This window comes from Caproiciproducens sp. LBM24188 (assembly GCF_054130445.1).
The window spans coordinates 324,119-347,159 of record NZ_CP196862.1 but is presented as its reverse complement, the minus strand read 5'-3'; the positions used below and the strand labels follow the sequence as shown (position 1 = coordinate 347,159).

Here is a 23,041-nt window from a genome sequence, read left to right as displayed (position 1 = left end):
CAAGAGTTTGGTAACCAACCCGCCAGTCCACAATAGAAAAAACGAACTGCGATTTTGGAGGATCTCGACGGCATCCGGTTTCACCCCCGGACATGCCTTCGGCCAACCCCAAAAAAGCCCTGATTTTACGGCCGACCTGATTGAATGGCGGGGTATGATATGCTACAATAGTGATAAATTGGAAGAAGCGGATTCTAAAAAAGAAAGGATGGTTCACATGAACAATTTTGAGTATTACATTCCGACAAAGGTTCTGTTTGGCAAAGGCCAAATCGCCCGCCTTGGGGAGGCTGTCAGCTTGTACGGGACACGCGCCCTGCTGGTGTACGGCGGGGGCAGCATTAAGCGGACTGGCCTGTATGATAAGGTCCTTGCCCAGCTGAAGGAAAACAACATTCCGGTTTTTGAACTTTCCGGCGTGGAACCGAATCCAAAGATTGAATCCGTACGGGAAGGAGTCCGCCTTTGCAAAGAGAACAATGTGGATATCGTTCTGGCGGTCGGCGGCGGCAGCTCCATTGACTGCGCAAAGGTCGTTGCAGCGGGCGCCTGCTATGACGGCGATGCCTGGGATTTGGTCATCCACCCCGAAAAAATCAAGCGGGCGCTTCCTCTTGTTACAGTGCTGACCCTTGCCGCAACCGGTTCCGAAATGAACGGAAACGCGGTAATTTCCGACATGAGCAAGAACGACAAGTTCGGCACCGCCGGCCTTGCACTAAAACCGAAGGTTTCCATTCTTGACCCGGAATACACATATTCCGTGCCGAAAAATCAAACCGCAGCCGGTACGGCGGATATTATGAGCCATATTTTTGAAGTGTACTTCAACCGCGTTCCGGGCACATTCATTCAGGCCCGCTTTGCGGAAGGCCTGCTGAAGACCTGCATCAAATACGGAAAGATCGCCGTAAATGACCCCCATAACTATGAAGCACGCGCAAACCTGATGTGGGCGTCCAGCCTCGCAATCAACGGAATTCTATCCTACGGCGCGGATGTCGCGTGGAGCGCACACCCCATGGAGCACGAGCTCAGCGCGTTTTATGACATTACCCATGGCGTTGGGCTTGCCATTTTGACCCCGAACTGGATGACCTATGTGTTGGAACACGACAAGAGCACGGTGGACCGGTTTGCGGAATACGGAATCAACGTATGGGGCATCCGTGAGGACTTGGACAAGATGGAGATTGCGAAACAGGCCATTCAGAAGACGCGGGATTTCTTTACGGAAATCGGCATTCCCTCCACGCTCCGCGAAGTCGGCATTGGCGAAGAAAATCTGGAAATCATGGCCAAGAAAGCAGCGTCCATGGGATTGGAGAATGCCTATTACCCGCTCGATGAAAAGGATGTTTTGGCGATTTACAAGGCTTCTCTCTAATGGAAGTTCCCTTTCCGGTGCAGCGGTACAAGCGGACCTGCGGAAAGAGTGAAAACGAAACGGCATACGCCAAAAGGCGTATGCCGTTTCGTTTTATGGAGGGATTTCGACTTATACGCGAAAGAAAAATACAGGTTTTTCGCGGGAATCCGATATTTTGAAACCGTCTTAATCCTTTTGCTCGGAATCATTCGCCCGGGGCGCATTTCCCTTGCCTTTGCGTGCCGCTAAGCGTTGGCTGATGCATCATCCCGCAATAAGAGTATCGGCAAATTTAATATTTTATTAATATCCCATATTACGCTATTTGAATTAAATATACAAAAATTATATAAATTTATGTATTAATCTTTTTATAAATTAAATCAAAAGCTACTTATTCCGATTAATTCCATAAAAGTAGGGCCAAGAAGAATGAAATTTCTTCCGGCCCTGTTTGAGTTTTGTTTGTTATTTGGTCAGTTGATCAAGCATTGCTAATATTTCTTCAACTTTTTTATTTTTCTCCAGCTCATCGCCCTGCTCAAATGCTTCCCGCACACAACAGTTCAAATGCGCGTGCAGAATTTCTTTATTGGCTGCGCGCAGAATCGCCTGTGTGGCCATCAGCTGGTTGGAAATATCGGTACAGTAACGGTCGTCCTCCACCATTTTCAGCAGACCGTCCAGCTGGCCGCGCGCGGTCTTGAGCAGCCGGGTCACTTTCGCCTTGTCCGCTTGCATCCGTGTATCCCCCATCTGTTTACTTGCCGAACAGGCCCTTTTTCTCTTCCACCTTGACCGGTTTGTACCCCGCGTCGCTGACTGCCTTTTTCAGCGTTTCATCATCGACCGGGTCCTTCATGGATACCGTTGCAGTTCCCTTTTTTAAGTCCACCTTGGCCTCTACGCCCGTAATGGCGTTCAGTGCGTCTTCCACGCGCTTCTGGCAGTGTTCGCAGCTCATTCCCTGAATGGTAATTACTTTTTTCATGGTCAAATCTTCTCCTTCCGGCAATGCCGTATTTTGTTGTATATTTATCACGGAATGCTCCGTGGAGGTCTGTTTTACGCCGTTGATAGAAATCGTTTCCCTGCGGGGGTGGAAAAAGCGAAGCCGCAGGGCATTGGTCACCACACAGACGGAACTCAGGCTCATGGCCGCTGCGGCAAACATGGGGCTGAGCGTCCAGCCGAACAGGGCGTAAAAAACGCCCGCCGCAAGCGGAATGCCAATGCAGTTGTAAAAGAACGCCCAGAACAGGTTTTCTTTGATATTGCGCAGCGTCGCGCGGCTGAGTTGAATGGCCGTAACTGCGTCCATCAGGTCACTCTTCATCAACACTATGTCCGCAGAATCAATCGCAATATCCGTTCCCGCGCCGATGGCGATGCCTACGTCGGCACGTACCAGCGCCGGGGCATCGTTGATTCCGTCACCAATCATAGCCACCTTGCCGCCCTGCTGCTGAATCCGGCGAACTTCGGCTTCCTTGTCCTGCGGGAGCACCTCGGAAACCGCGCGGTCAATTCCAAGCTGCGCGCGGATGGCTTCCGCTGTACGGCGGTTATCGCCGGTCAGCATTACTACGTCGATGCCCATTGCCTTAAACTGTGCAACCGCTTCATGGCTGGTTGGCTTAATGACATCCGCCGCGGCGATTACGCCGAGCAGCCGGCCCGCGCCGCCAAAATAAAGCGGCGTTTTCCCAGCCTGCGCCAGTGCCTCTGCCTGCTTCGCTACGGATGAGGCATCAATTCCCTGCTGATCCATCAGTGCGGGATTCCCCGCAAAATATGTTGTCCCGTCCAGCACGGCGGATACCCCTTTCCCAGGAATGGCGGAAAACGCCTCCACCGGGCGGATTTTGACTTTTCTTTCCTGAGCATATTCCAAGATCGCCCCGGCAAGCGGATGTTCCGAGGGCTGTTCCAGCGAAGCCGCAACCCCGAGCAGTTCCTCTTCCGAAACACCGAACGCGGGAAAAAGATCCGTCACACGGGGTTTTCCCTCCGTAAGGGTACCGGTTTTGTCGAGCACCACCGTTTTGACCGAGCGGGCTACCTCCAACGCTTCCGCTGATTTAATCAGAATGCCGTTGGAAGCGCCGCGCCCCGTGCCAACCATAATAGCCACCGGCGTGGCAAGGCCCAGCGCACAGGGGCAGGAAATCACCAGAACTGCAATCGCCGTGGAAAGGGCAAATTCAAACGACTGTCCCAATAGCAGCCACACGGCGGCGGACAGCACGGCGATGGCGATGACCACCGGCACAAAAATGCCGCTGATCCGATCCGCCAGCTTGGCAATCGGGGCTTTGGTCGCGTTCGCATCCTCTACCAGCGCGATAATCTGAGCTAGCGTTGTATTTTCGCCCACTTTTTGCGCGCGAAATTTCAAAAATCCGGTTTTGTTGATGGTGGCAGCCATCACCGGGTCACCCGGCTGCTTTTCCACCGGAATGCTTTCGCCCGTCAGGGCGGACTGGTCCACCGCCGAGCTGCCTTCTGTCACCACGCCGTCCACCGGAATGCTTTGCCCCGGCCGGACCACAACAATATCATCCACGGCAACCTGTTCCACCGGAATTTCCTGCTCCTGCCCGCTGCGCAGAACCACGGCAGTTTTCGGCGCAAGGTCCATCAGCTTTGCCAGCGCTTCCGATGTTTTCCCCTTGGAACGAGCTTCCAGAAACTTGCCGAGCGTAATCAGCGTCAAAATAGTTGCGGCAGACTCAAAGTACAGGTCCATGCTGTAATGCTCCGCCGTCATGCTGTCGCCATGGCCTAGTGCATAGCCGATTTTAAAAATGGCAAATACGCCGTACACCAGCGCGGCGGAGGAACCGATGGCAATCAGCGAATCCATGTTGGGCGACCGGTGTGCCAGCGTTTTAAAGCCCACCTGATAATAACTGCGGTTTACAAAAACAACCGGGAGCGTAAGCAAAAACTGCAGGAACGAAAATACCGCCGCGTTTTGCGTGCCGTGGAGCCACCCCGGCAGAGGAAGTCCCAGCATATACCCCATGGAAATGTAGAGCAAAGGAATCAAAAACGAAAAGGAAACGATCAGCCGACGTTTCATCCCACGGAGCTGCCCTTCCAAAGGCGCAACCTTCACTGGTTGCTCCGCTTTGCTGCCCGCGCGCTGTTCGGAGGCCCCATAGCCTGCTTCTTCCACCGCACGGATAATTGCGCCACTTTCGGTTACCGCTTCATCGTAATCCACCGCCATACTGTTGGTTAGAAGGTTCACCTGAACAGAAGCAACCCCCTCCACCTTTCGCACGCTCTTTTCCACCGCAGCGGAACAAGCGGAGCAGGTCATTCCCGTAATATTATATTTTTGCTTCATATTATCACCCCTTAAAAGCAAAACCCTACACCCCGGTGGGGTGTCTATAGTTAGTTTAGACGAACCGCTCGGGTTTGTCAAGCGGTTCTTACATTTTTAGCGTTTTAAAAATGGGAAACTAAGATGCCATATATTACATCCGTTTACTCTCTAGGAATCCCCCGGTTTCCGTGCTATAATCCGTTTAGGAATACTGTTAATAAAGGTCGATTTGAATGAAACAAATAAAAGTCCGTTTCGCCAATATAGGCGACGCAAAAACCATGCTGGAAATCTATGCTCCCTATGTGCGGGACACAGCAATTACCTTTGAATATGAAGTGCCTGGATTAAAGGATTTTAAAAACCGGATTCAAACCGTCACAAACCAATTTCCGTGGTTGATTTGTGAAGTGGACGGCCAGGCGGCCGGCTACGCCTATGCGGCCCGTTTCCGCCCCCGTGCGGCGTTCCAATGGGACGCCGAGGTCAGCATCTACCTTGCACCGGAATTCCACCACATGGGAATTGCCGCCGCATTGTACTCCTGTATGGAAACCATTCTTCGGGAGCAGGGCTACATCAATCTGTATGCGCTCATCACGCACCCACACCCCGCCAGCGAAGGGTTTCACCGCAGTCAAGGCTATTATGCGCTGGGTGTTTATAAAAATACCGGATATAAATTCGGAAAATGGTATGATTTAATTGTCATGGAAAAGCAGCTTGCATCCTTTCCCGAAAAACCGGAACCCTGCATGCCGTTCTATGAACTAGATGAAGAATTTCTGATACAGCAGCTGTGGAAATCGGAAACAAACATTCTTTCCCACAAATCTTCTCCGTCTTCAGAAAAGAAAAATTCCATGCCTGGCGGGGATCATGAAATAAACGGCTGACCCCTGCTTTTCATATGAAGAGTTACCCCACCCCCCGGCACAGCCGGGGGGTCCTTCTATACGGGCAAAGCTCTTCTTGTTCTTCGAAATACAACGAAAAAGGAGGTTGAGGAAAATCCTCAACCTCCTGTGAATATACAGACCGACCTATCTTTAAAAGATAGTATGCATACGCATGGCGCTGATTCAAATATATCGCGCGAACTACGTTTGTTCTGTCTCGTATAACTGTAATTATAATAGCATGCAGCCGTTAATATGTCAACAATTTCTACGTATTTTATAAAAAAAATTTTAAACTTATATAATTAATAGTTATTTTGTGCCTTATCGATTAATAGAACGTGCCATTCGGCGGTAGGTATGCCGCACCCCTTTAATCGCAATGGAATAGGCCATAATGTTTTCCGGCAGCGCCATGCCCACATAACCTGTGTCGCCCAGGTGATGAATATCCGTACCGGTCATTTTGCACATCAGGGCAATCTGCCGGATGGTATCCGGATCGGCACCCTCCTGCGAAGTTCCCACCGTGGTCATCGTCAGCGCACCCGCGTTGTGGGCAAACTCCACCAACGAGCGGATATATTCCATCGTAATGCCCGGCACGGTTCCCGGTGCGGGCAACAGGATAAGATCCGCCCCTGCATCCGCAAACAGGCGGATATCGTCTTTCGTAATCAGTTTTTGCCCTGACTCTTTCAGCATGCCGGAAGGATGCACCTTCCCGGCGGCCAAAATTACACGATCGCCCAGCTCCTTTGAAATTTCCCGGAGCGAGTCGATAATGGCGGGGTTCTGCGCCAGCGCGGCCGGGCTGCCGGTCAGCACAATCAAATCCGCACCCATGGCGCAGGCTTTCTGTGCGTTTTGCAGCGTGGCAAGCCGTCCGTCGGCCATGCGTTCCCCATCCTCGTCCTCTGCGCCCGGGTAGCTGCCATCCTGCGGTTCCAGCTCAATGCCGATGATGCGTCCCGTCAAGCGTTTCAGCTCACGGATGATTTCGCCCTTTTCCACCGGCGGCATCCCCCACAGGAAAGGGTCGTTCACGTCAAACATATTCAGAATCAGGAAATCCGCCCCCATAGCCGCCGCAAGCTCCGCGTTGGTCAGGTTGCCCAACATGGGCTGTACTGCGCCGATGGTTTCACACGCCAGCACGCGTCCTTCGCTCTGGGCAATAGATTTCAAGATTTCATATTTATTCATATTCCGAAAATCGGAAGCTCCGCAGTCGATAAACCGTTTTGCCATTATGTCCCTCTTTTCCGCACGGTATTGCCGTACCTGTCCCCTGCGCGGTTGTTGCGCAGCGGCACTGTCTTCCATAACAAAATCAGCGGCACGAAAGTGCCGCTGATTCTTTTCACCGGGAACCCGCCCGTTTTGCCCTGCCGGGCGAGCCGTTAAATGCCCAGCAGTGCGGGCACCGCGGCCTCCATTTCCTTTACCAGTGCCTGCGACGCTTCATGACTGGCAGCGTTCGCAGAAAGATAAATCTTGATTTTCGGCTCGGTTCCGCTTGGGCGGACAATCAGCTTGCCGCCGTTTTCCATACGATATTCCAACACGTTGGACTTCGGCAGGGTAATTTCCGTTTCTGTTCCACCGTCGTGGCGCACAGAGGCCTGGTAATCGCTCCATCCCACTACGGGAACGCCCGCAATTTCCTTCGGTGGATTTTGGCGCAGGGTGTCCATAATCTTCCCCATTTGAATCATGCCGTCTTCGCCCTCAAAGCCGAAATTCATCAAGGAATTCTTATAATAACCGTACTTACGGTAGAGCGCTTCCATGGCATCCACCAAAGTCATGCCTTTTTTCTTGTAGTCGTACGCCATTTGGCAAATGAGCATGCTGGCGTCTACCGCGTCTTTGTCGCGCACATAGCCGCCGGAAAGATAACCGTAGCTCTCCTCAAATCCGAAAATATAGCGTTCGGCTTCGTTCTTTTCTTCCAACAGCGCAATTTGGTCGCCGATGTATTTAAATCCGGTCAGCACGCGAACCATGCCAATACCGTATTCCTTCGCTACCGGGTCCGCCATATCGGTGCTGACAATGGTGGTAACCGCCACAGGATTTTTCGGCATTTTGCCGTTTTGAATCCGGCTGCGGGCAATAAAGTCCAGCAGCAGTACGCCTACTTCGTTTCCGGTCATCAACACGAATTTCCCATTCTGGTTTACGGCGATGCCGCAGCGGTCGCAGTCCGGGTCCGTGGCCAGCAGCAGGTCGGGTTTGACCCGTTCGCTTAATTCCAAGCCCTTTTGCAGCGCTTCCCGGATTTCCGGGTTCGGGAACGGGCAGGTCGGGAAATGGCCGTCCGGGAATTCCTGTTCCGGCACTACGGTAACGTCCTTTACCCCAATGCGGTCCAAAATCCGGGTTACACAAACGCGGCCCGTGCCGTTCAGCGGGGTGTAAACCACCTTCAGCCCGTCACAGGTGCCTTCGATGACGCTTTGTCCCTGCACCTCGTCGAGGAAGGAGTCGATCACGTCATCGGCAATATACTGGATTAAGCCCTGGCGCAGACCCTCGTCAAAGTCCATCTGCTTTACATCATTGAAAATATCCAGCGCATTGATTTCAGCAAGTACCTCGTCTGCCATTTTCAGGGTAATCTGGCAGCCGTCACTGCCGTAAACCTTGTAACCATTGTATTTGGCCGGGTTGTGGCTTGCGGTTACACAGATGCCCGCATCGCATTTCAGGTACCGAACGGCATAGGAAAGGGTCGGCGTAGGCGAAAGCCACGGGTAAATATGCGCGGTGATTCCGTTGGCGGCAAGTACCGCGGCGCTCTGGCGGGCGAACAGCTCCGACTTAATGCGGCTGTCATATGCAATGGCCACAGAGGCTTTTTTCGTATGCTTTTTCAGGTAATTCGCAAGGCCCTGCGTCGCCTTTCGCACCGTATATACGTTCATCCGGTTCGTCCCGGCGCCGATTACGCCGCGCAGTCCGCCGGTTCCGAATTCCAAATTGCGGTAAAACCGGTCGTTGATTTCTTCCGACTGATTCTGAATGCTGCGGAGTTCCTCCGTTAAATCAGGGTCATCCAGTTCTGTATTGAGCCATCTCTCATATTCTGTCATATCAGTCTCAATCCCTTCTAAATAAAATAATAAGCTGAATTGGTTCTTGGGAACCGCTGTTGAAAGCCCTTCAAAAGCCACTCAAGTCAGATGATCCGCGGCTTTGAACTGCGGCCTTACGATGGAATCCGCGATTCCCTCATCGTTTCCCGTAATAATTCGTTCTCTATAAAAGGGTAGCATTCCAAAAATCCGCTGTCAATCGTATTCTAAGAAAAATCTTTCCCTACTTTTCTGTTTATTCAATGAAGTTTCAGAATATTGGTTACGATGCCGGCGGAGGTAATGTCGATAATTCCGTACGTTCCTTGGGAACCGTGCAGACTGCCGGGATTCATAATATACAGGCCGTCCTCATAATCGGTTTGTGCCACGTGGGTGTGGCCATAAAGCAGAATATCCGCCTTTGCGTCACGCGCGGCCGCTTTTGCGTCCCACAATCCCATTTTTACCCGATACGTATAGCCGTGCGTACAGAACAGGCGCTTTTGCATCAGGGTAATTTCCTCTTTCACGGGCAGCATGGAATTCCAGTCGCAGTTCCCGCGCACCAGCACAAACATTTTATCGGGGAAGCTTTCTTTCATCAAAATGGCTTCCTCTTCGCCATCGCCCAGATGAATTACCACTTCGGCCCGGGGTTGGCTTAAAATCGCCCTGCGCAGGGCGTATTCATCCCGGTGTGTATCAGACACCACTAAAACCCGCATTGCATCGTTCGCTTCCTTTGTTTCAAGATCTGTTATTTTTTCCGTCAACATTATCACCGTTTCTCCGTGCATTACATAATTTAGAACAGCAATCTATAATATTCCCGCCGCTGCCGGAGCGAAACACGGGCAAACCGTTCCGGCCGATGGAATGCCGTTCCCGTAGAATACAAGCCGTAAAGCACACAGCGGGGGTTATATATTCAAGACCCTCAACATACAATGATATGGGGTGATAGTATGCCAAATAATGAAGATCAAAAGCAAATGATCAACAGTTTGTTAAGCATGCTTAGCGATCAGGACAAGAAGACGTTGGAAAGCATCCTGGCCGACAAAACCGCAACGCAAAAAATTCTGAGCACACCGGAAGCACAGCAGCTCATGAAAAAAATAAAGGGAGGAAAATAATGGATGACCTTGCTTCGAAGCTCGGCGAGCTGCTGAACAACCCCGGCAGTCTTGAACAAATCAAGAACCTTGCCGGTCTTTTGGGTGGGTCGGCCGCCGGTGCGCCGGCAATTCCGCCAGCGCCCGCACCACAGCCGCCGCAGCCGGAGCAACCGAAATCCACGTCCCCGTTGGATGGCGACACGGTGACCACCATTATGAAAGTGGCGCCACTGTTGTCCGCCATCCGTCAGGAAGACGACAACACACGGCTGCTGCACGCGCTGCGGCCACTTCTGGGCCCTGAGCGCCAGAAAAAACTGGATGAAGCCATCAAGCTGCTTCAGCTGATGCGTGTTCTGCCCCTGCTCAAAAGCAGCGGACTGTTCAACTTATTCTAAGGGGTAGAGGCCATGGCCGATACAAACAACAGCTACGATATGCAGTACCTCCAGCAAGAGGCTATTCGGAGGGCAAGGGAGATGCAGGCCCGGGCCAAACCTCCTGTTCCTCCCCCTGCGCCGGCAAGGCCCCCCACGGGAAGAGCACCCATGCCCGGTTCCGTTCCGGTCCGGCATACACAGGAGCCGCCCCGTGCCCCGGCTGAACCGCCGCCTCCCCACGCGCACAATCCCCCTGCCAGCGGCTTTAAACCGAATCTTCCCGGGCCGGTAGGGGATCTTTTCGACAGCTTGATGGCCGACAGTGAACGAACCCTGATTTTAGTTCTTCTAGTCATATTAATGGAAGAAAAGGCCGATACGGGGGTGATATTGGCTCTGATGTACCTGATCCTGTAAGCACCGTGCGGAACCCGCTTTTTCAGCAGGACCGCACCTGTGTGCAAAACAGGGCGTATTTTTGCAAACCATCCCAACAGGAATGAATCTGAAAGGTCAGAAGAAAAAAAGTCTGGACGCACCGATTCAGGACGCGGCTTGCACCGCGTAGATATACTCCTTGTTGGTCGCGGTATCGGTTTTCAATACATAGTTCATATATTTTGTCGGCTTCGGGCCGGACACCGTGCTGGATGTCTGGGTTCTCCAGGTATCGCTCGGGGAAACATAACCAACGCGCAGGACGATACTGTCACCCTGTTTACTGGCTTTCACGGTGTACGGCATAAACGTACTGTCGGAAGAATAAAGTGCTACGTGAAATTTATTTTCCTCAGAGTCATACGTAAAAAAGGTTTCCTGCGCGGGTGTTTTCGGCTGAAGCTGACAGTTTGGTCCAAACAGGTCACGGCAAGCCTGCACCACGTCGCCCAGCGGCACCAGTACTTTGCCCGCGTCGTCATATTCCGTGTAATTCGTTCCATTGTTCGCCGTAATCGCTTTCCAAAGCGAAGCGTTCAGAACCAGGTCATCCGGAGCTTTGTCCGGGGATGCGAACGGCTGCGGGTCCTGCATGACCACCGGCGTAAGGAAGGTGTCGTAAGCGCGAAGTTTGCTGTCGTCGGTCGCAGCGGAATAAATTTGCTTCCCCAGCGTGCCGACAATAAACACCACGCCCGTCAGGGCAAGAAGAAGTACCAGGGAACCCACCGCCACGCCGTAGCGCCGCCTGCCGCGCCGGCGGGCGGCGGGTTTTGATTTGGGAAGTTCCTCCGGCTGCTCCTCGGGCAGAGCTGGCTGCTCAGCCGGCTCCGGTTCCTCGGACCATTTGGTCAGCAGCTCCTCGTCGGGATCTTCATGGTCTTCCGGCAGGAAATCGTCGACATCCTGCTCGGCGATGACAGGGTCAACGGGCTCCTTTTCCGCCGACTGATCGAAAGCGCCTCGGTAGTCGGCTGAAAAGCCGCTGACCTGTTTTTTTTCTTTTTTCTTGCTCATTCAAACAGCCCCGTTCCTATCGAATTTGACCGCTGCCGGTCACAATAAATTTTGTAGAGGTCAGTTCGTTCACACCCATGGGCCCGCGCGCGTGCAGCTTTTGGGTGGAAATTCCGATTTCCGCGCCCAGCCCGAACTCGCCGCCGTCGGTAAAGCGTGTGGAAGCATTCACGTACACCGCCGCGCTGTCCACCTCTTGGGTAAACCGCTGCGCATTGCGGTAGCTTTCGGTCACAATCGCTTCGCTGTGCCCGCTGGAATACCGCGCAATATGCTCCATCGCTTCCTCCAGGCTATCCACAACCTTTACCGCAAGGACATAATCCAGGTACTCCGTTGCCCAGTCCTCTTCTGTGGCGGGGAGCACCGAATCCCCCAAAATGGCGCATGTCCGCTCGCAGCCGCGCAGCTCCACATGCTTTTCGTCCAGCCGGGCTTTGATAACCGGCAGCGCCCTTTCCGCAATCTTTTTGTGGACAAGGATGGTTTCAATCGCGTTGCACACGGAAGGGCGTGACGTTTTGGCGTTAAAGATAATCTCTGCCGCCATTTCCAGGTCGGCGGATTCATCCACAAAAACGTGGCAGTTGCCAGCGCCGGTTTCAATAACCGGCACACGGGAATTTTGCACGACGGACTGAATCAGCCCCTTGCCTCCACGGGGAATCAGAACGTCAAGGTATTCGGTCAGCTGCATCATCTCTACCGCGGAGGAACGGCTGGTGTCCTGCACCAGCTGCACGCAGTCCTTTGGCAGACCGACCTGCTCCAGGGCGGAGCGCATCGCCTGTGCAACTGCCTGATTGGAACGGAACGCTTCTTTTCCACCGCGCAGAATCACGGCGTTGCCCGCTTTCAGGCACAGCGCCGCGGCGTCGGCGGTCACATTCGGACGGGCTTCATAAATAATACCGATGACACCGAGCGGCACACGCACCTGCTCAATCTTTAAGCCGTTCGGGCGGACGCTTCCGCCCACCACGGTACCGACCGGGTCGCTCTGCGCCGCTACCGCGCGCACGCCCTGTGCCATGCCCTGAATCCGCGCGTGGTTCAGCGCAAGACGGTCCAGCAGGGAATCGCTCATGCCGGCGGCACGCGCAGCATTAAGATCCTCCTGATTTGCGGCAAGGATTTCTGCCTCTCCTGCTTCCAGTGCGTCGGCCATGGCAAGCAGGGCTTTATCTTTTTTTGCGCCCGCCGTTGCCAGCACGCGCGCTGCCAGTTTTGCGTTTTTTCCCATGGTTTCCAGAGCAGTCATACCGTAACACTCCTTTAATCAATGAACAATGAATCACCGTTGAAACCGATTTGCCGCTTGTAGATACGGGTTTTGTGAAAACAATTTACTCTTTCCGGTCTCATGTTCTTTGTTCTCGGTTCATTTTCCTTATTTTACTTCCTTTGTCCACCGAAAACTGTCCCAATTTGTTCCCCGTCGAAAAGACGGTACAGTATCTTCGGGTCGGCGCCGCTTATTACGCAGCAACAGATTCCTGCCTCGTTTGCCATGGCCGCCGCCTTTACCTTGGTGCTCATGCCGCCGGTGCCCCGGTTGGAACCTGTACCCCCTGCCAGCGCGCGGATATCGTCCGTAACCTGCGCAACATAGGGGATTCGCTTCGCGTCCGGGTTAACACGCGGATTGGCATCGTACAGCCCGTCAATATCAGTGAGGATAACCAACAGGTCGGCATTGGTCAAAATCGCGACGGTTGCGGAAAGCGTGTCGTTATCGCCGAAGTTGTTTCCCACCAGCTCGTCGATGGCAACGGAGTCGTTTTCGTTCACGACGGGAATAATATCCATTTTAATCAGTTCATTAAAGGTATTCTGTGTGTTTTTCTTATTGATTTCATTGGCAATTACGTCCGCGGTAAGCAGTACCTGCGCCACGGTGCGGTTGTACTCCCCGAACAGCTTGTCATACGTAAACATCAGCTCGCACTGCCCCACGGCGGCGACGGCCTGTTTTTTTTCCGTTTCCTGCGGTCGCTCCCGCAGACCCAGCTTTCCAACCCCGACCCCGATGGCACCGGAGGTAACCAGAATAATCTCCTTGCCGGAATTCTGCAGGTCGGTCAGCACCTTGCACAGCGTTTCCATGCGGCGGAGGTTCATTTTTCCGTTTTCATAAGTCAGCGTAGAAGTGCCGACCTTTACTACAATTCGTTTCGCCTGAGTGACTGCGGACATATCTTTTACTCCTTCGGTTTAGTAAACTAAATTATATCATATTTTAGAAGCGGATTGAAGAACTATCTATAAATGGGGACTTCGGCGCCACCCATACTCCCCTTTTCCGGAGATAAACGGACAGCCACCCGAAAATCGGATGGCTGTGACGTATATTATGAGTGCGGATCATGAAAATTATTGTCTTGGTTTATTGGTGTTGGCGATAAAGCCGTTGCTTGCGCGGGGACGATCGTCACGGCGGCGGTCATCGCGGCGCGGACGGCGGGGTGCATCGGAAATTTCGTTTTCCGGAACCAGACCCTCCACCTCAATCAAAGCATCACGGCGGGACAGGTTCAAGCGGCCCTTGTCGTCGATTTCCAACACCTTAACCATGACCTCGTCGCCTACGTTGACCACATCGGTCACTTTTTCGGTGCGCTTCACGTCCAGACGGGAAATATGCACAAGGCCCTCTTTGCCTGGTGCGATTTCAACGAATGCGCCGAAATCCATCAGGCGGGTTACCTTGCCCTTGTAAATCGCGCCCACTTCGGGGTCGTTCACAATCGTATCAATAATCGTCAATGCGCGTTTGCAGTTGTCGGCATCGATGCCGGAAACATAAACGTGGCCGTCTTCCTCCACGTCCACCTTAACGTCGCATTCTGCGCAGATCTTCTGAATCACCTTTCCGCCTGTGCCGATTACTTCGCGGATTTTATCCACCGGAATCGTCATGGAAAGCATCTTCGGAGCGTACTTGGAAAGTTCCTTGCGCGGCTCCGGAATAGTTTTCAAAATGATTTCATCAATGATATAGTTTCTGGCCTTATGGGTCTTTTCCAGCGCTTCCTTCACCATTTCCGGGGTCAGGCCGCTGATTTTCAGGTCCATCTGAATGGCGGTGATGCCTTCCTTAGTACCGGCCACCTTAAAGTCCATATCGCCGAAGAAGTCCTCCAGACCCTGAATGTCCACCATGGTCATCCAGCGGTCGCCTTCGGTAATCAGGCCGCAGGAAATACCCGCGACCGGCGCCTTAATCGGCACGCCCGCAGCCATCAGGGCCAGTGTGGAACCGCAGATGGAAGCCTGGGAAGTGGAGCCGTTGGAGGACAGCACTTCGGAAACCAGACGGTAGGCATATGGGAATTCATCCACCGAAGGAATCACCGGGACCAACGCGCGTTCCGCCAGTGCGCCATGACCAATTTCACGGCGGCCCGGGCCGCGGCTCGGCTTGGTTTCGCCCACGGAATAGGACGGGAAGTTGTACTGGTGAATATAGCGCTTCGTTTCCTCTTCGTCAATGCCGTCGAGAAGCTGCTCGTCGCTGACCGGGCCAAGGGTGGCCACCGTCAGCACCTGCGTCTGGCCCCGGGTAAACATACCGGAACCATGCACGCGGGGCAGCAGATCCACTTCCGCCGCTAGCGGACGCATCTCATCCATACCGCGGCCATCCACGCGCTTCTGCTCATCCAGCAGCCAGCGGCGGACAATATATTTCTGCGTGCGATACATGCATTCGTCGATTTTTGCCTCCTGCTCGGGGTAAATCTCGTCGAACTTTTCATGCACTTTTTCGTAAATCGGCTTCAGGCGTTCGTCGCGGACGTTCTTGTCGTCGGTATCGAGCGCAAGCTTTACGTCCTCCATGGCAAATTCCTTGATGGCATTGAGCATTTCCTCGTCCGGCTCGTTGCTCGGGTACTCGAACTTCGGCTTGCCGATTTCCTTCTGAATGCCTTTGATAAACTCAATGATTTTCTGGTTGGCTTCATGGCCCGCCATAATGCCGTTGTACATCACTTCGTCGCTTACGATGTTCGCGCCCGCCTCAATCATGGCGATGCGGGAATCGGTGGAAGCTACGGTGACCGCCATTTGGGAAACGGCACGCTGTGCGGAGGTCGGGTTAATCACGTATTCGCCGTCCACATAGCCGACGGAAACGCCGGAAATCGGCCCGTTCCACGGAATATCGGAAATGCTGAGGGCAATGGAGGTACCCACCATAGCCGCGATTTCCGGCAGGCAATCGTGGTCAACTGACATCACGGTGCAAACGACGGAAACATCGTTGCGCATATCTTTCGGGAAAAGCGGGCGAATGGGGCGGTCAATCACACGGGAAACCAAAATGGCCTTATCGCTCGGGCGGCCCTCACGCTTCAGGTAAGAACCCGGAATGCGGCCTACGGAATAAAGCTTTTCCTCAAAGTCAACGGAAAGCGGGAAGAAATCCACACCCTCACGCGGTTTGGCAGAAGCGGTTACGGCAACGTGAACCACGGTTTCGCCGTAGCGCACCAGGCATTCGCCGTTGGCTAACTGCGCCATTTTACCGGTTTCCACAACCAGCGGGCGTCCTGCAAAATCGGTAGAAAACACTTTGAAATTTTCGAACATACTGTTCCTCCTTTTTCATAGCGGGGAAACAGGTTTAGCAATAAAACCAGCCTCCGCGCACGGGGGTTCGTTTCACTGCTAAAATCCATTTCACCCGTTTGATTTGTAAATGTTAAAAACTCAAAATGATAAATAAGAATAAATAGCCTAAAGGCAGGCGGCATATGCCGCCTGCCCAAACAGACTGTGATTATTTACGAATGCCAAGTCTGGCAATCAGGGTACGGTAACGCTCGATGTCGGTCTTCATCAGGTAGTTGAGAAGATTTCTTCTCTGGCCAACCATTTTGAGCAGACCACGGCGGGAATGGTGATCCTTGTTATGGGTTCTCAGGTGCTCGGTCAAATCGTCGATGCGCTTGGTCAGAACAGCAATCTGAACCTCCGGAGAACCGGTGTCGCCTTCGTGCATGGCATACTCTTTAATAATCGCTGTCTTTTCTTCTTTTAACATGGTTCTTTCCACCTTTTTAAAATTTACCCTCATTCGCAGAATGCGGCCGGTGAAATCCCCGTTCGGGGCTTGCTCCGTAATCCGGGAAAGGGGCATAATACAGATAAATTATAACATGAACATTTCTTTTTGTAAATCATTTTTTCCTAAGGGCTTGTCTGCAGGCCGAATGGGAACTCGAAAAACTGCTTTGCAGAAAAGAAAATTCAGTCAGCTCTCGGTTTTGCTCGATTCACAAAAAAAGTGAACTGCATCTTCCCCATCCTTTAGAATTGCCGTTTTCAGCTCTTCTAAACCAGAAAAACAGATTTCAGGGCGAAGAAATTTTATTAAATCAACTCGGACGGTTTCGCCGTAAAAATCCGGCCCTGTGTATTCCGGCATCCAGGTTTCCGCCAGCGCACAGGGCGAGCCGACGGTGGGCTTTACGCCGATGTTGGTTACGCCAATGTACTCTTTCCCCCGCAGAAACACGCGGGACACATACACGCCGAAGCGCGGAAGGACAAGCCGTTCCGAAATCGCCTGATTCAGGGTGGGGGTGCCCAGCTCCCGCCCAAGTCGACGGCCGTGCACCACTTGGGTCACATAACCGTACGGCCTGCCCAGCAGTTTGGCTGCTTCATCCACAGCACCGGAGGAAATCAACCCCCGAATGCGCGTGGAGCTGACCGTTTCGCCGCCGGAAAGCACCGCCTCGATGACGCTGACCGCAATGCCCCGAGCTTCGCATAGCTCGGTCAGCATGGTGCTGTTGCCATGCCCGCCGCGGCCGAACGTAAAGTTAAACCCACAGCAGACCCGCTTTGCCCGGCAGATGCCTTCTAGCACACCGGAAACGAACTCTTCCGGCGATAAATCCTTAATCTCCGAAAAAGACAAAATATAAAGCTGTTCCACGCCCATTTCTTCCAGCAATGCGATTTTACGCTCCTGGGTAATCAGCTCCCCGCCGGGGTTTCCGCCGAGGTCCTTCAAAGGATTCGCTGCAAATGTAAAAACCGTGGGAATCAGTCCGTGCTCCTTTTCCGCGACTGCGCGGGAAATCACCTGTTGATGGCCGATGTGCAGGCCGTCAAAATTGCCCAGCGCAACCGCCGAATCACCGGAAGACGGTGCCAGTTTCGAATAGATCTTCATGGTCCATGCGCTCCAAATTTGTATTACAAAATACCCGCCGTGCAGTTAGTTCGAATGCGCTTCGGCAAACAGCCGGAGCACCCGGAGCTCGCCGCTGGCCGCGCAAACCGTTCCCAACCCAAGGAATTCCCCCTGCGGGGAATGCACGCGGTAAACGGCGCCGTCCTGCTCGCTTTCCGACGCCAGCGCGGTGCGGTTCAGGCTGAGTGCGCCTCCGTTGCAGAAACGTGACGCCTGCGCGGTGGTCACCGTAAGGACCGGGTTCCGCAGAAATAGGCGCTCCACCGGAAGCACGTGTTCCTGCAGTTCCCCACGCACGGCCAACTCTTTTGCCTGCTCCAACGTGACCGCGTCCGCCAACGTAAAGCCGGAAGCCACGGTTCGCCGCAGGGCGGTCATCACGCCGTGCGCACCCAGCCGCTCCCCAAGGTCCGCGCAGATGGTGCGGATGTAGGTGCCCTTGGAGCAGCGGATGGTCAGGCTGCCGGTTCGGGCCGCTTCGTCGTAGTCGTTTAACTCCAGCCGGTCAATCGTTACGGGGCGGGGCTCCCGCTCCACTTCGATGCCCTGCCGCGCAAGGTCGTAAAGCCGCTGTCCATTTTTCCGCACCGCGGAATACATGGGCGGCACCTGCAAAATGTCCCCGCAAAATTCGGGCAAAACCGCCTCCAGTCGGGCGCGCGGCACGGGTACGTCGCTTTCTGCCAGAATTTTTCCAGTGCTGTCCTGTGTGTCGGTAGAAACGCCAAAACGAAAGGACGCGGCATATTCCTTGTCGGTATCGTCCAGAAAGGGGATGGCGCGCGTTGCCTTTCCCAGAAGGAGGGGCAGCACGCCCGTGGCCATTGGGTCGAGCGTTCCGGTGTGCCCGATTTTACGCTCTCCGCTCAGCCGCCGCATGACTGCGACCACGTCAAACGAAGTGAAGTCCTGCGGTTTGTCCACGATGATAACGCCGTCCAAAAAATCCCTCCTGAATCTGCCTTTCCCCAGGAACCCTTACGTTCCATGGAGTGAAATGAAATCAAGCCGTATCGCAGCAGAACAACCCGTACGGCTATAAGTTTAATTGCTTTAAATACGCCGAGGCCGCCGCAACAACCTGTGCCTTGGCTTCCTCCAACGTAGTTTGCAGGGTGCATCCCGCCGCACCGGGGTGCCCGCCGCCGCCGAACTTGGCGCAGATTTCGGAAGCGTTCACCGGCCGCTGGGCGCGCAGAGAAATCTTATAGCCGCCCTCCGCTTTTTCGCGCACGGTAATACCGACCAGTACACCTTCCACCTGGCGCGGAATGGAGGAAATGCCGTCCATATCGTCTTCTGTTGCACCCGTTTCCCGGATCATCTGCTGGGTTACGGAAACAACAGCAATGCGGTCATTGTGAGAATACTCCATGGTGTCCATCACGCGGCGTTCCAGCTCCATATGGGCGCGGCTTTTCGTGTCGAACATGCTCCGGTTGATTCCGGGCGCATCGCAACCTGTTTCCACCAAATCCGCAGCAATGCGGTAGGTGCGCGGGGTGACGTTGGTATATTTAAAGCCGCCCGTGTCCGTCGTAATGCCGGTGTACAGGCTGGCGGCAAGAAAAACATCCAGCTCCACGCCGAGCAGGCGGAGCAGATCGAAGATAATTTCACAAGTCGCCGCCGCTTTCGGGTCCACATAGCTCCGTGCGGCGTAGCCGGTGTTGGACGGATGATGGTCGATGCAAAGATCGACCTTCTCCCCATACAGGCTGAGCAGCGGTTCGCCGAACAGGGCGGTGTCGGCAATATCAACCGCGACCACGGTTTCCGGCGTAAAGTCCTCCGGGGTGACCCCCTCGAACAAATACCGGTACTTCGCCCCAATTTCGTCGGAGCAGCGAATCATGGCGTGCTTGCCCAGCTTTTGCAGTCCCCTGCACAGGGCCGTGGAAGAACCCAGCGTGTCCCCGTCGGGGTAGTTGTGGCTCAGAATGACAAATCGGTCCTTTGCCAGTAGGAAATCCGCCGCTTCATTCAGACGGATCATTCTGATCACTCCTCAGGTCGTTCAGCAGCTTGCTGATGTTCGCGCCGTATTCAATGGAATCGGTCGGCTTAAACAGCAGCTCCGGAACATGGCGGAGCTGAAGCCGATTGCCCAGTTCATGCCGAATGAAGCCGGAGGCGGATTTCAGCCCCGCCACAGCCTGCTTGGCACGTTCCATTCCTTCCATGGCGCTGATATACACGGTGCAGAAGGAGAGATCGTTCGTGACCTCCACGCGGACTATGCTGATTAATCCCTGCACGCGCGGGTCTTTCAGTTCCCGAAAAATCGCGGTCAGTTCGCGTCGTATATCCTCGGTCACGCGTCCCAGTTTGTGGCTGGCCATAATGGTATCCCCCTTAATTTTATTCAGAATTTTTCCGGCTTGTTCATAACAGTAAACAAAGCCATAAAACTGGCCGATTGTTTCTAATCGAGCCCAGAGAACCACTGATTAAGGCCCTTTGCGGCAGAATCAGCGATTACTCAGTCAATGCCGCGGCAAATGCCACGGCATTGACTAGTGTAATAAAAAAATCACGTTTTATTTACGATTGGCTGCTTGAACACGCCGCATTACGGCAAGAAAAGTGATCCCTGGGTCCATTCGACCCGCATCCTAAAATACCGCGTGATGCTGCCCCAGTTCCTGTTATTCCGCGCAGGGCAGGTTAATCGCGGTATTCCTCCATCATAAAGGCTTCCAGAATATCGCCAACCTTGATATCGCTGAAATGTTCCAGCCCGATGCCGCAGTCGTAGCCTTCGGCGACTTCCTTCACGTCATCCTTAAAGCGCCGGAGCGAGGCAACCTTGTCTTCGGTAATGACAATGCCGTCGCGCACCACACGGATCTGGGCGGCGCGGGTCACCTTGCCAGTAGTAACATGGGCACCGGCTATCGTGCCGACGTTCGTAATCTTATATACCTCGCGGCATTCCGCCTTGCCGAGCATAACCTCGCGGTACTTCGGCGCGAGCATACCCTTCATGGCGGACTCGATTTCTTCAATGCAGTCGTAAATAATGCGGTACAAGCGCATATCTACGCCGTCGCGCTTGGCGTTTTCCTCTGCGACCGGGTCGGGGCGTACGTTAAATCCCACGATAATCGCGTTGGAAGCGGTGGCAAGCATCACGTCGGATTCGCTGATGGCGCCGACGCCGCTGTGAATCACGTTCACACGCACCTCGTCGTTGCTCAGTTTTTCCAGCGACTGACGAACCGCTTCCACCGAACCCTGAACGTCCGCCTTCACGATAATCTGCAGTTCCTTCATATCGCCCTGCTTCATCTGCTCAAACAGATTGTCGAGCGTAACCTTGGTGCGGGAGTTGAACATCTCTTCCTTCTGCTGGTTGCGGCGCTGTTCCACCAGCTCCCTTGCAAGGCGTTCATCCGAAACGGCGTTGAAAGTGTCGCCGCCAGTCGGCACATCGTCCAGGCCGGTGATTTCAACCGGAACGCTTGGGCCGGCCTCGTTAATCCTCTGCCCATTAGCGTTGGTCATGGCGCGCACACGGCCCACACTGGTGCCGGCAACAAGGATGTCGCCAGTGTGCAGGGTGCCGTTCTGAACCAGCATAGTAGCAATCGGGCCGCGGCCCTTATCCAGCCGCGCTTCAATCACGGTACCCCTTGCGGCGCGGTCCGGGTTGGCTTTCAGTTCTTTCATATCGGCTACCAGAAGAATCATTTCCAGCAACTCTTGAATGCCCTGCTTTGTCACAGCAGAAACCGGGATACACGGGGTGTCGCCGCCCCACTCTTCCGGAACCAGCTCGTATTCGGTCAGCTGTTCCATTACGTGCTGTGGGTTTGCGCCGGGCTTATCCATTTTATTAATCGCAACAATAATCGAAACATTTGCGGCCTTGGCATGGTTGATGGCCTCAACCGTCTGCGGCATGATACCGTCATCCGCAGCAACCACCAGCACGGCAATATCCGTTACCTGAGCGCCTCTGGCACGCATGGTGGTAAACGCCGCGTGACCCGGGGTATCCAGGAATGTTACGTTGCGGTCACCCACCGCAACCTGATAGGCGCCGATGTGCTGCGTAATGCCGCCCGCTTCGGTCGCGGTCACGTTGGCATGGCGAATGGCGTCAAGCAAAGAGGTTTTGCCGTGGTCAACGTGGCCCATAACCACCACAACCGGCGCGCGGGGAACCAAATTGTCGTCCTCGTCCTCGCTGTCGTCGATGATGCGTTCCTCAATGGTAACGACAACTTCCTTTTCTACCTTAGCATGGAATTCCATAGCGGCAAGCGATGCGGTATCAAAATCAATGACGTCGTTCACCGTGGCGAACACGCCCAGGCCCATCAGCTTCTTGATGACTTCTGCCGCGGTCGCCTTCAACCGGAGCGCCAGCTCACCGACCGTGATTTCATCCGGAATCTGAACGGTAATCGGCTTTGCCTTGCGTTCCAGCGCAATGCGGCGCAGACGCTCTGCTTCCGTTTCCTTGCGGGAGTTCTTCGGCTTGCCGCGATACTGGCTGCTGCGCTGTGTCAGCTTCTGCTTCTGCACGGTATTGTCCGTTGTACGGACCTTTTCGGAGGCAAGACGGTCGTATTTTTCATTGTAGCGGTCCAGCTCCACATGTGCGGCGCGGGTGTCTACAATACGGCCCTCCGGCCGGCGAATGGTGTTGGAGGTATCTTTGGGGGCTGCGCTCTGCTGGGGCTTGTGCGCCGCAGCATTCGGCTGGTTCTGAGCCGCACGCTGGCTGTTCTGCGCTGCCTTGGCAGGCTGCTTGGATGCAGCAGCACGGTTCGCCGTTGGGGCGGGGCCGACCGGCGTAATCTTGCCGGGTTTTACCGCCTTGCGGGGCGACTGCTGGGTTGATTTCGCGGCCGCCTGCTTATTCTGTGCAGAAGCCGACGGCTGGGTGTGCGCCGCCTTGGCCGATGCTTTTTCCTGCGGCTTTGCCGCTTCCACGGTAAGGCCGGTGCGCTCCTGCTCTACCACCACTTCCCGCTGGGACGCCTGCGCGAAGTAGGAATCCAGACTTGCCAGTTGATGACTCTGGGTAAAGGTTTCAAACACCAAATCCAGTTCGTCTTCCGTTAAAGCGGTCATATGTTTTTTTGTTTCACCCGTATATTTCTGCAGGACGTCGATGACGTCCTTGTTGGACAGATTCAGGTCCTTTGCCACTTCATGGACCCTGTACTTTATCATCATAT

General features: G+C 54.0%; 20 protein-coding genes. 5 read left to right on the top strand and 15 right to left on the bottom strand.

The genetic code is table 11. The annotated features are described in order from the left end of the window. The first annotated feature begins 217 nt into the window (after nucleotides 1–217). A complete protein-coding gene (locus ACSVDI_RS01595) occupies nucleotides 218–1,387 on the top strand; it encodes an iron-containing alcohol dehydrogenase (protein WP_457944229.1) in 1,170 nt (389 codons plus the stop codon). Nucleotides 1,388–1,837: 450 nt separating this feature from the next. Here the strand turns inward: ACSVDI_RS01595 and ACSVDI_RS01590 are convergent, their stop codons facing one another. Both ACSVDI_RS01590 and ACSVDI_RS01585 read right to left on the bottom strand, forming a co-directional pair. After that, entirely contained in the window at nucleotides 1,838–2,110 is a 273-nt protein-coding gene (locus ACSVDI_RS01590) for a metal-sensing transcriptional repressor (RefSeq protein WP_457944227.1), read from the bottom strand. Between the two features lie 19 nt (nucleotides 2,111–2,129). Then, the gene (locus ACSVDI_RS01585) at nucleotides 2,130–4,724 is read right to left on the bottom strand and encodes a heavy metal translocating P-type ATPase (protein ID WP_457944225.1); all 2,595 of its coding nucleotides are present in this window, start codon (nucleotides 4,722–4,724) and stop codon (nucleotides 2,130–2,132) included. A gap of 215 nt (nucleotides 4,725–4,939) precedes the next feature. Between ACSVDI_RS01585 and ACSVDI_RS01580 the strand changes: the two genes are divergently transcribed. Then, complete coding sequence (locus ACSVDI_RS01580) at nucleotides 4,940–5,602, top strand: N-acetyltransferase family protein (RefSeq protein ID WP_457944223.1); 663 nt, start codon at nucleotides 4,940–4,942, stop codon at nucleotides 5,600–5,602. Between the two features lie 327 nt (nucleotides 5,603–5,929). Here the strand turns inward: ACSVDI_RS01580 and ACSVDI_RS01575 are convergent, their stop codons facing one another. The 3 genes from ACSVDI_RS01575 to ACSVDI_RS01565 all read right to left on the bottom strand — a co-directional run bounded on the left by ACSVDI_RS01575 (nucleotide 5,930) and on the right by ACSVDI_RS01565 (nucleotide 9,464). After that, the gene (locus tag ACSVDI_RS01575; RefSeq protein ID WP_457944222.1) at nucleotides 5,930–6,856 is read right to left on the bottom strand and encodes a DUF7916 family protein; all 927 of its coding nucleotides are present in this window, start codon (nucleotides 6,854–6,856) and stop codon (nucleotides 5,930–5,932) included. A 152-nt stretch (nucleotides 6,857–7,008) separates the two neighbouring features. After that, on the bottom strand, nucleotides 7,009–8,703 hold the full coding sequence (locus ACSVDI_RS01570; protein ID WP_457944220.1) for a phospho-sugar mutase: 1,695 nt from the start codon (nucleotides 8,701–8,703) through the stop codon (nucleotides 7,009–7,011). A gap of 242 nt (nucleotides 8,704–8,945) precedes the next feature. Next, entirely contained in the window at nucleotides 8,946–9,464 is a 519-nt protein-coding gene (locus ACSVDI_RS01565) for a YfcE family phosphodiesterase (RefSeq protein WP_457944218.1), read from the bottom strand. 189 nt (nucleotides 9,465–9,653) lie between these two features. Here ACSVDI_RS01565 and ACSVDI_RS01560 point away from each other — a divergent pair, with 189 nt between their 5' ends. Genes ACSVDI_RS01560 through ACSVDI_RS01550 form a run of 3 tightly spaced genes read left to right on the top strand, consistent with a single transcriptional unit; the run spans nucleotide 9,654 to nucleotide 10,603 of the window. Next, nucleotides 9,654–9,824, top strand: a complete 171-nt coding sequence (locus ACSVDI_RS01560) for a hypothetical protein (RefSeq protein WP_457944216.1) — start codon at nucleotides 9,654–9,656, stop codon at nucleotides 9,822–9,824. Then, entirely contained in the window at nucleotides 9,824–10,204 is a 381-nt protein-coding gene (locus ACSVDI_RS01555) for a hypothetical protein (RefSeq protein WP_457944214.1), read from the top strand. Before ACSVDI_RS01560 ends, ACSVDI_RS01555 begins: the two co-directional genes overlap by 1 nt. 12 nt (nucleotides 10,205–10,216) lie before the next feature. Next, nucleotides 10,217–10,603 carry a hypothetical protein gene (locus tag ACSVDI_RS01550; RefSeq protein ID WP_457944212.1) on the top strand — a complete coding sequence of 129 codons (387 nt, stop codon included), beginning with the start codon at nucleotides 10,217–10,219 and terminating at the stop codon, nucleotides 10,601–10,603. Nucleotides 10,604–10,729: 126 nt separating this feature from the next. Here ACSVDI_RS01550 and ACSVDI_RS01545 read toward each other — a convergent pair whose 3' ends face one another. The 10 genes from ACSVDI_RS01545 to infB all read right to left on the bottom strand — a co-directional run bounded on the left by ACSVDI_RS01545 (nucleotide 10,730) and on the right by infB (nucleotide 23,039). Next, nucleotides 10,730–11,641: a hypothetical protein gene (locus ACSVDI_RS01545; RefSeq protein ID WP_457944211.1), complete on the bottom strand. Its 912-nt coding sequence runs from the start codon at nucleotides 11,639–11,641 to the stop codon at nucleotides 10,730–10,732. Nucleotides 11,642–11,657: 16 nt separating this feature from the next. Further along, the gene (locus ACSVDI_RS01540) at nucleotides 11,658–12,902 is read right to left on the bottom strand and encodes a glutamate-5-semialdehyde dehydrogenase (RefSeq protein WP_457944209.1); all 1,245 of its coding nucleotides are present in this window, start codon (nucleotides 12,900–12,902) and stop codon (nucleotides 11,658–11,660) included. Between the two features lie 134 nt (nucleotides 12,903–13,036). Further along, a complete protein-coding gene (gene proB, locus ACSVDI_RS01535; RefSeq protein WP_457944207.1) occupies nucleotides 13,037–13,837 on the bottom strand; it encodes a glutamate 5-kinase in 801 nt (266 codons plus the stop codon). A 177-nt stretch (nucleotides 13,838–14,014) separates the two neighbouring features. Beyond that, entirely contained in the window at nucleotides 14,015–16,234 is a 2,220-nt protein-coding gene (locus ACSVDI_RS01530) for a polyribonucleotide nucleotidyltransferase (protein WP_457944205.1), read from the bottom strand. 190 nt (nucleotides 16,235–16,424) lie between these two features. After that, nucleotides 16,425–16,688: a 30S ribosomal protein S15 gene (rpsO, locus tag ACSVDI_RS01525; protein ID WP_457944204.1), complete on the bottom strand. Its 264-nt coding sequence runs from the start codon at nucleotides 16,686–16,688 to the stop codon at nucleotides 16,425–16,427. A 210-nt stretch (nucleotides 16,689–16,898) separates the two neighbouring features. Beyond that, nucleotides 16,899–17,828: a riboflavin biosynthesis protein RibF gene (gene ribF / locus ACSVDI_RS01520; protein ID WP_457944203.1), complete on the bottom strand. Its 930-nt coding sequence runs from the start codon at nucleotides 17,826–17,828 to the stop codon at nucleotides 16,899–16,901. A gap of 45 nt (nucleotides 17,829–17,873) precedes the next feature. Then, nucleotides 17,874–18,791 carry a tRNA pseudouridine(55) synthase TruB gene (gene truB / locus ACSVDI_RS01515; protein ID WP_457944201.1) on the bottom strand — a complete coding sequence of 306 codons (918 nt, stop codon included), beginning with the start codon at nucleotides 18,789–18,791 and terminating at the stop codon, nucleotides 17,874–17,876. Nucleotides 18,792–18,885: 94 nt separating this feature from the next. Continuing rightward, nucleotides 18,886–19,845, bottom strand: coding sequence for a DHH family phosphoesterase (locus tag ACSVDI_RS01510; RefSeq protein ID WP_457944199.1), 960 nt, complete (start codon nucleotides 19,843–19,845; stop codon nucleotides 18,886–18,888). Beyond that, a complete protein-coding gene (rbfA, locus tag ACSVDI_RS01505; RefSeq protein ID WP_457944197.1) occupies nucleotides 19,829–20,191 on the bottom strand; it encodes a 30S ribosome-binding factor RbfA in 363 nt (120 codons plus the stop codon). The genes ACSVDI_RS01510 and rbfA overlap by 17 nt, the downstream gene beginning before the upstream one ends. A 325-nt stretch (nucleotides 20,192–20,516) precedes the next feature. Then, nucleotides 20,517–23,039, bottom strand: coding sequence for a translation initiation factor IF-2 (gene infB / locus ACSVDI_RS01500; protein ID WP_457944195.1), 2,523 nt, complete (start codon nucleotides 23,037–23,039; stop codon nucleotides 20,517–20,519). Between the last annotated feature and the right edge of the window lie 2 nt (nucleotides 23,040–23,041).

Excerpts from the sequence above, each read along its gene's own strand:
- ACSVDI_RS01595 (WP_457944229.1), top strand. The coding sequence starts at position 218 with ATGAACAATTTTGAGTATTACATTCCGACAAAGGTTCTGTTTGGCAAA.
- ACSVDI_RS01590 (WP_457944227.1), bottom strand. The coding sequence starts at position 2,110 with ATGCAAGCGGACAAGGCGAAAGTGACCCGGCTGCTCAAGACCGCGCGC.
- ACSVDI_RS01585 (WP_457944225.1), bottom strand. The coding sequence starts at position 4,724 with ATGAAGCAAAAATATAATATTACGGGAATGACCTGCTCCGCTTGTTCC.
- ACSVDI_RS01580 (WP_457944223.1), top strand. The coding sequence starts at position 4,940 with ATGAAACAAATAAAAGTCCGTTTCGCCAATATAGGCGACGCAAAAACC.
- ACSVDI_RS01575 (WP_457944222.1), bottom strand. The coding sequence starts at position 6,856 with ATGGCAAAACGGTTTATCGACTGCGGAGCTTCCGATTTTCGGAATATG.
- ACSVDI_RS01570 (WP_457944220.1), bottom strand. The coding sequence starts at position 8,703 with ATGACAGAATATGAGAGATGGCTCAATACAGAACTGGATGACCCTGAT.
- ACSVDI_RS01565 (WP_457944218.1), bottom strand. The coding sequence starts at position 9,464 with ATGTTGACGGAAAAAATAACAGATCTTGAAACAAAGGAAGCGAACGAT.
- ACSVDI_RS01560 (WP_457944216.1), top strand. The coding sequence starts at position 9,654 with ATGCCAAATAATGAAGATCAAAAGCAAATGATCAACAGTTTGTTAAGC.
- ACSVDI_RS01555 (WP_457944214.1), top strand. The coding sequence starts at position 9,824 with ATGGATGACCTTGCTTCGAAGCTCGGCGAGCTGCTGAACAACCCCGGC.
- ACSVDI_RS01550 (WP_457944212.1), top strand. The coding sequence starts at position 10,217 with ATGGCCGATACAAACAACAGCTACGATATGCAGTACCTCCAGCAAGAG.
- ACSVDI_RS01545 (WP_457944211.1), bottom strand. The coding sequence starts at position 11,641 with ATGAGCAAGAAAAAAGAAAAAAAACAGGTCAGCGGCTTTTCAGCCGAC.
- ACSVDI_RS01540 (WP_457944209.1), bottom strand. The coding sequence starts at position 12,902 with ATGACTGCTCTGGAAACCATGGGAAAAAACGCAAAACTGGCAGCGCGC.
- proB (WP_457944207.1), bottom strand. The coding sequence starts at position 13,837 with ATGTCCGCAGTCACTCAGGCGAAACGAATTGTAGTAAAGGTCGGCACT.
- ACSVDI_RS01530 (WP_457944205.1), bottom strand. The coding sequence starts at position 16,234 with ATGTTCGAAAATTTCAAAGTGTTTTCTACCGATTTTGCAGGACGCCCG.
- rpsO (WP_457944204.1), bottom strand. The coding sequence starts at position 16,688 with ATGTTAAAAGAAGAAAAGACAGCGATTATTAAAGAGTATGCCATGCAC.
- ribF (WP_457944203.1), bottom strand. The coding sequence starts at position 17,828 with ATGAAGATCTATTCGAAACTGGCACCGTCTTCCGGTGATTCGGCGGTT.
- ACSVDI_RS01510 (WP_457944199.1), bottom strand. The coding sequence starts at position 19,845 with ATGATCCGTCTGAATGAAGCGGCGGATTTCCTACTGGCAAAGGACCGA.
- rbfA (WP_457944197.1), bottom strand. The coding sequence starts at position 20,191 with ATGGCCAGCCACAAACTGGGACGCGTGACCGAGGATATACGACGCGAA.
- infB (WP_457944195.1), bottom strand. The coding sequence starts at position 23,039 with ATGATGATAAAGTACAGGGTCCATGAAGTGGCAAAGGACCTGAATCTG.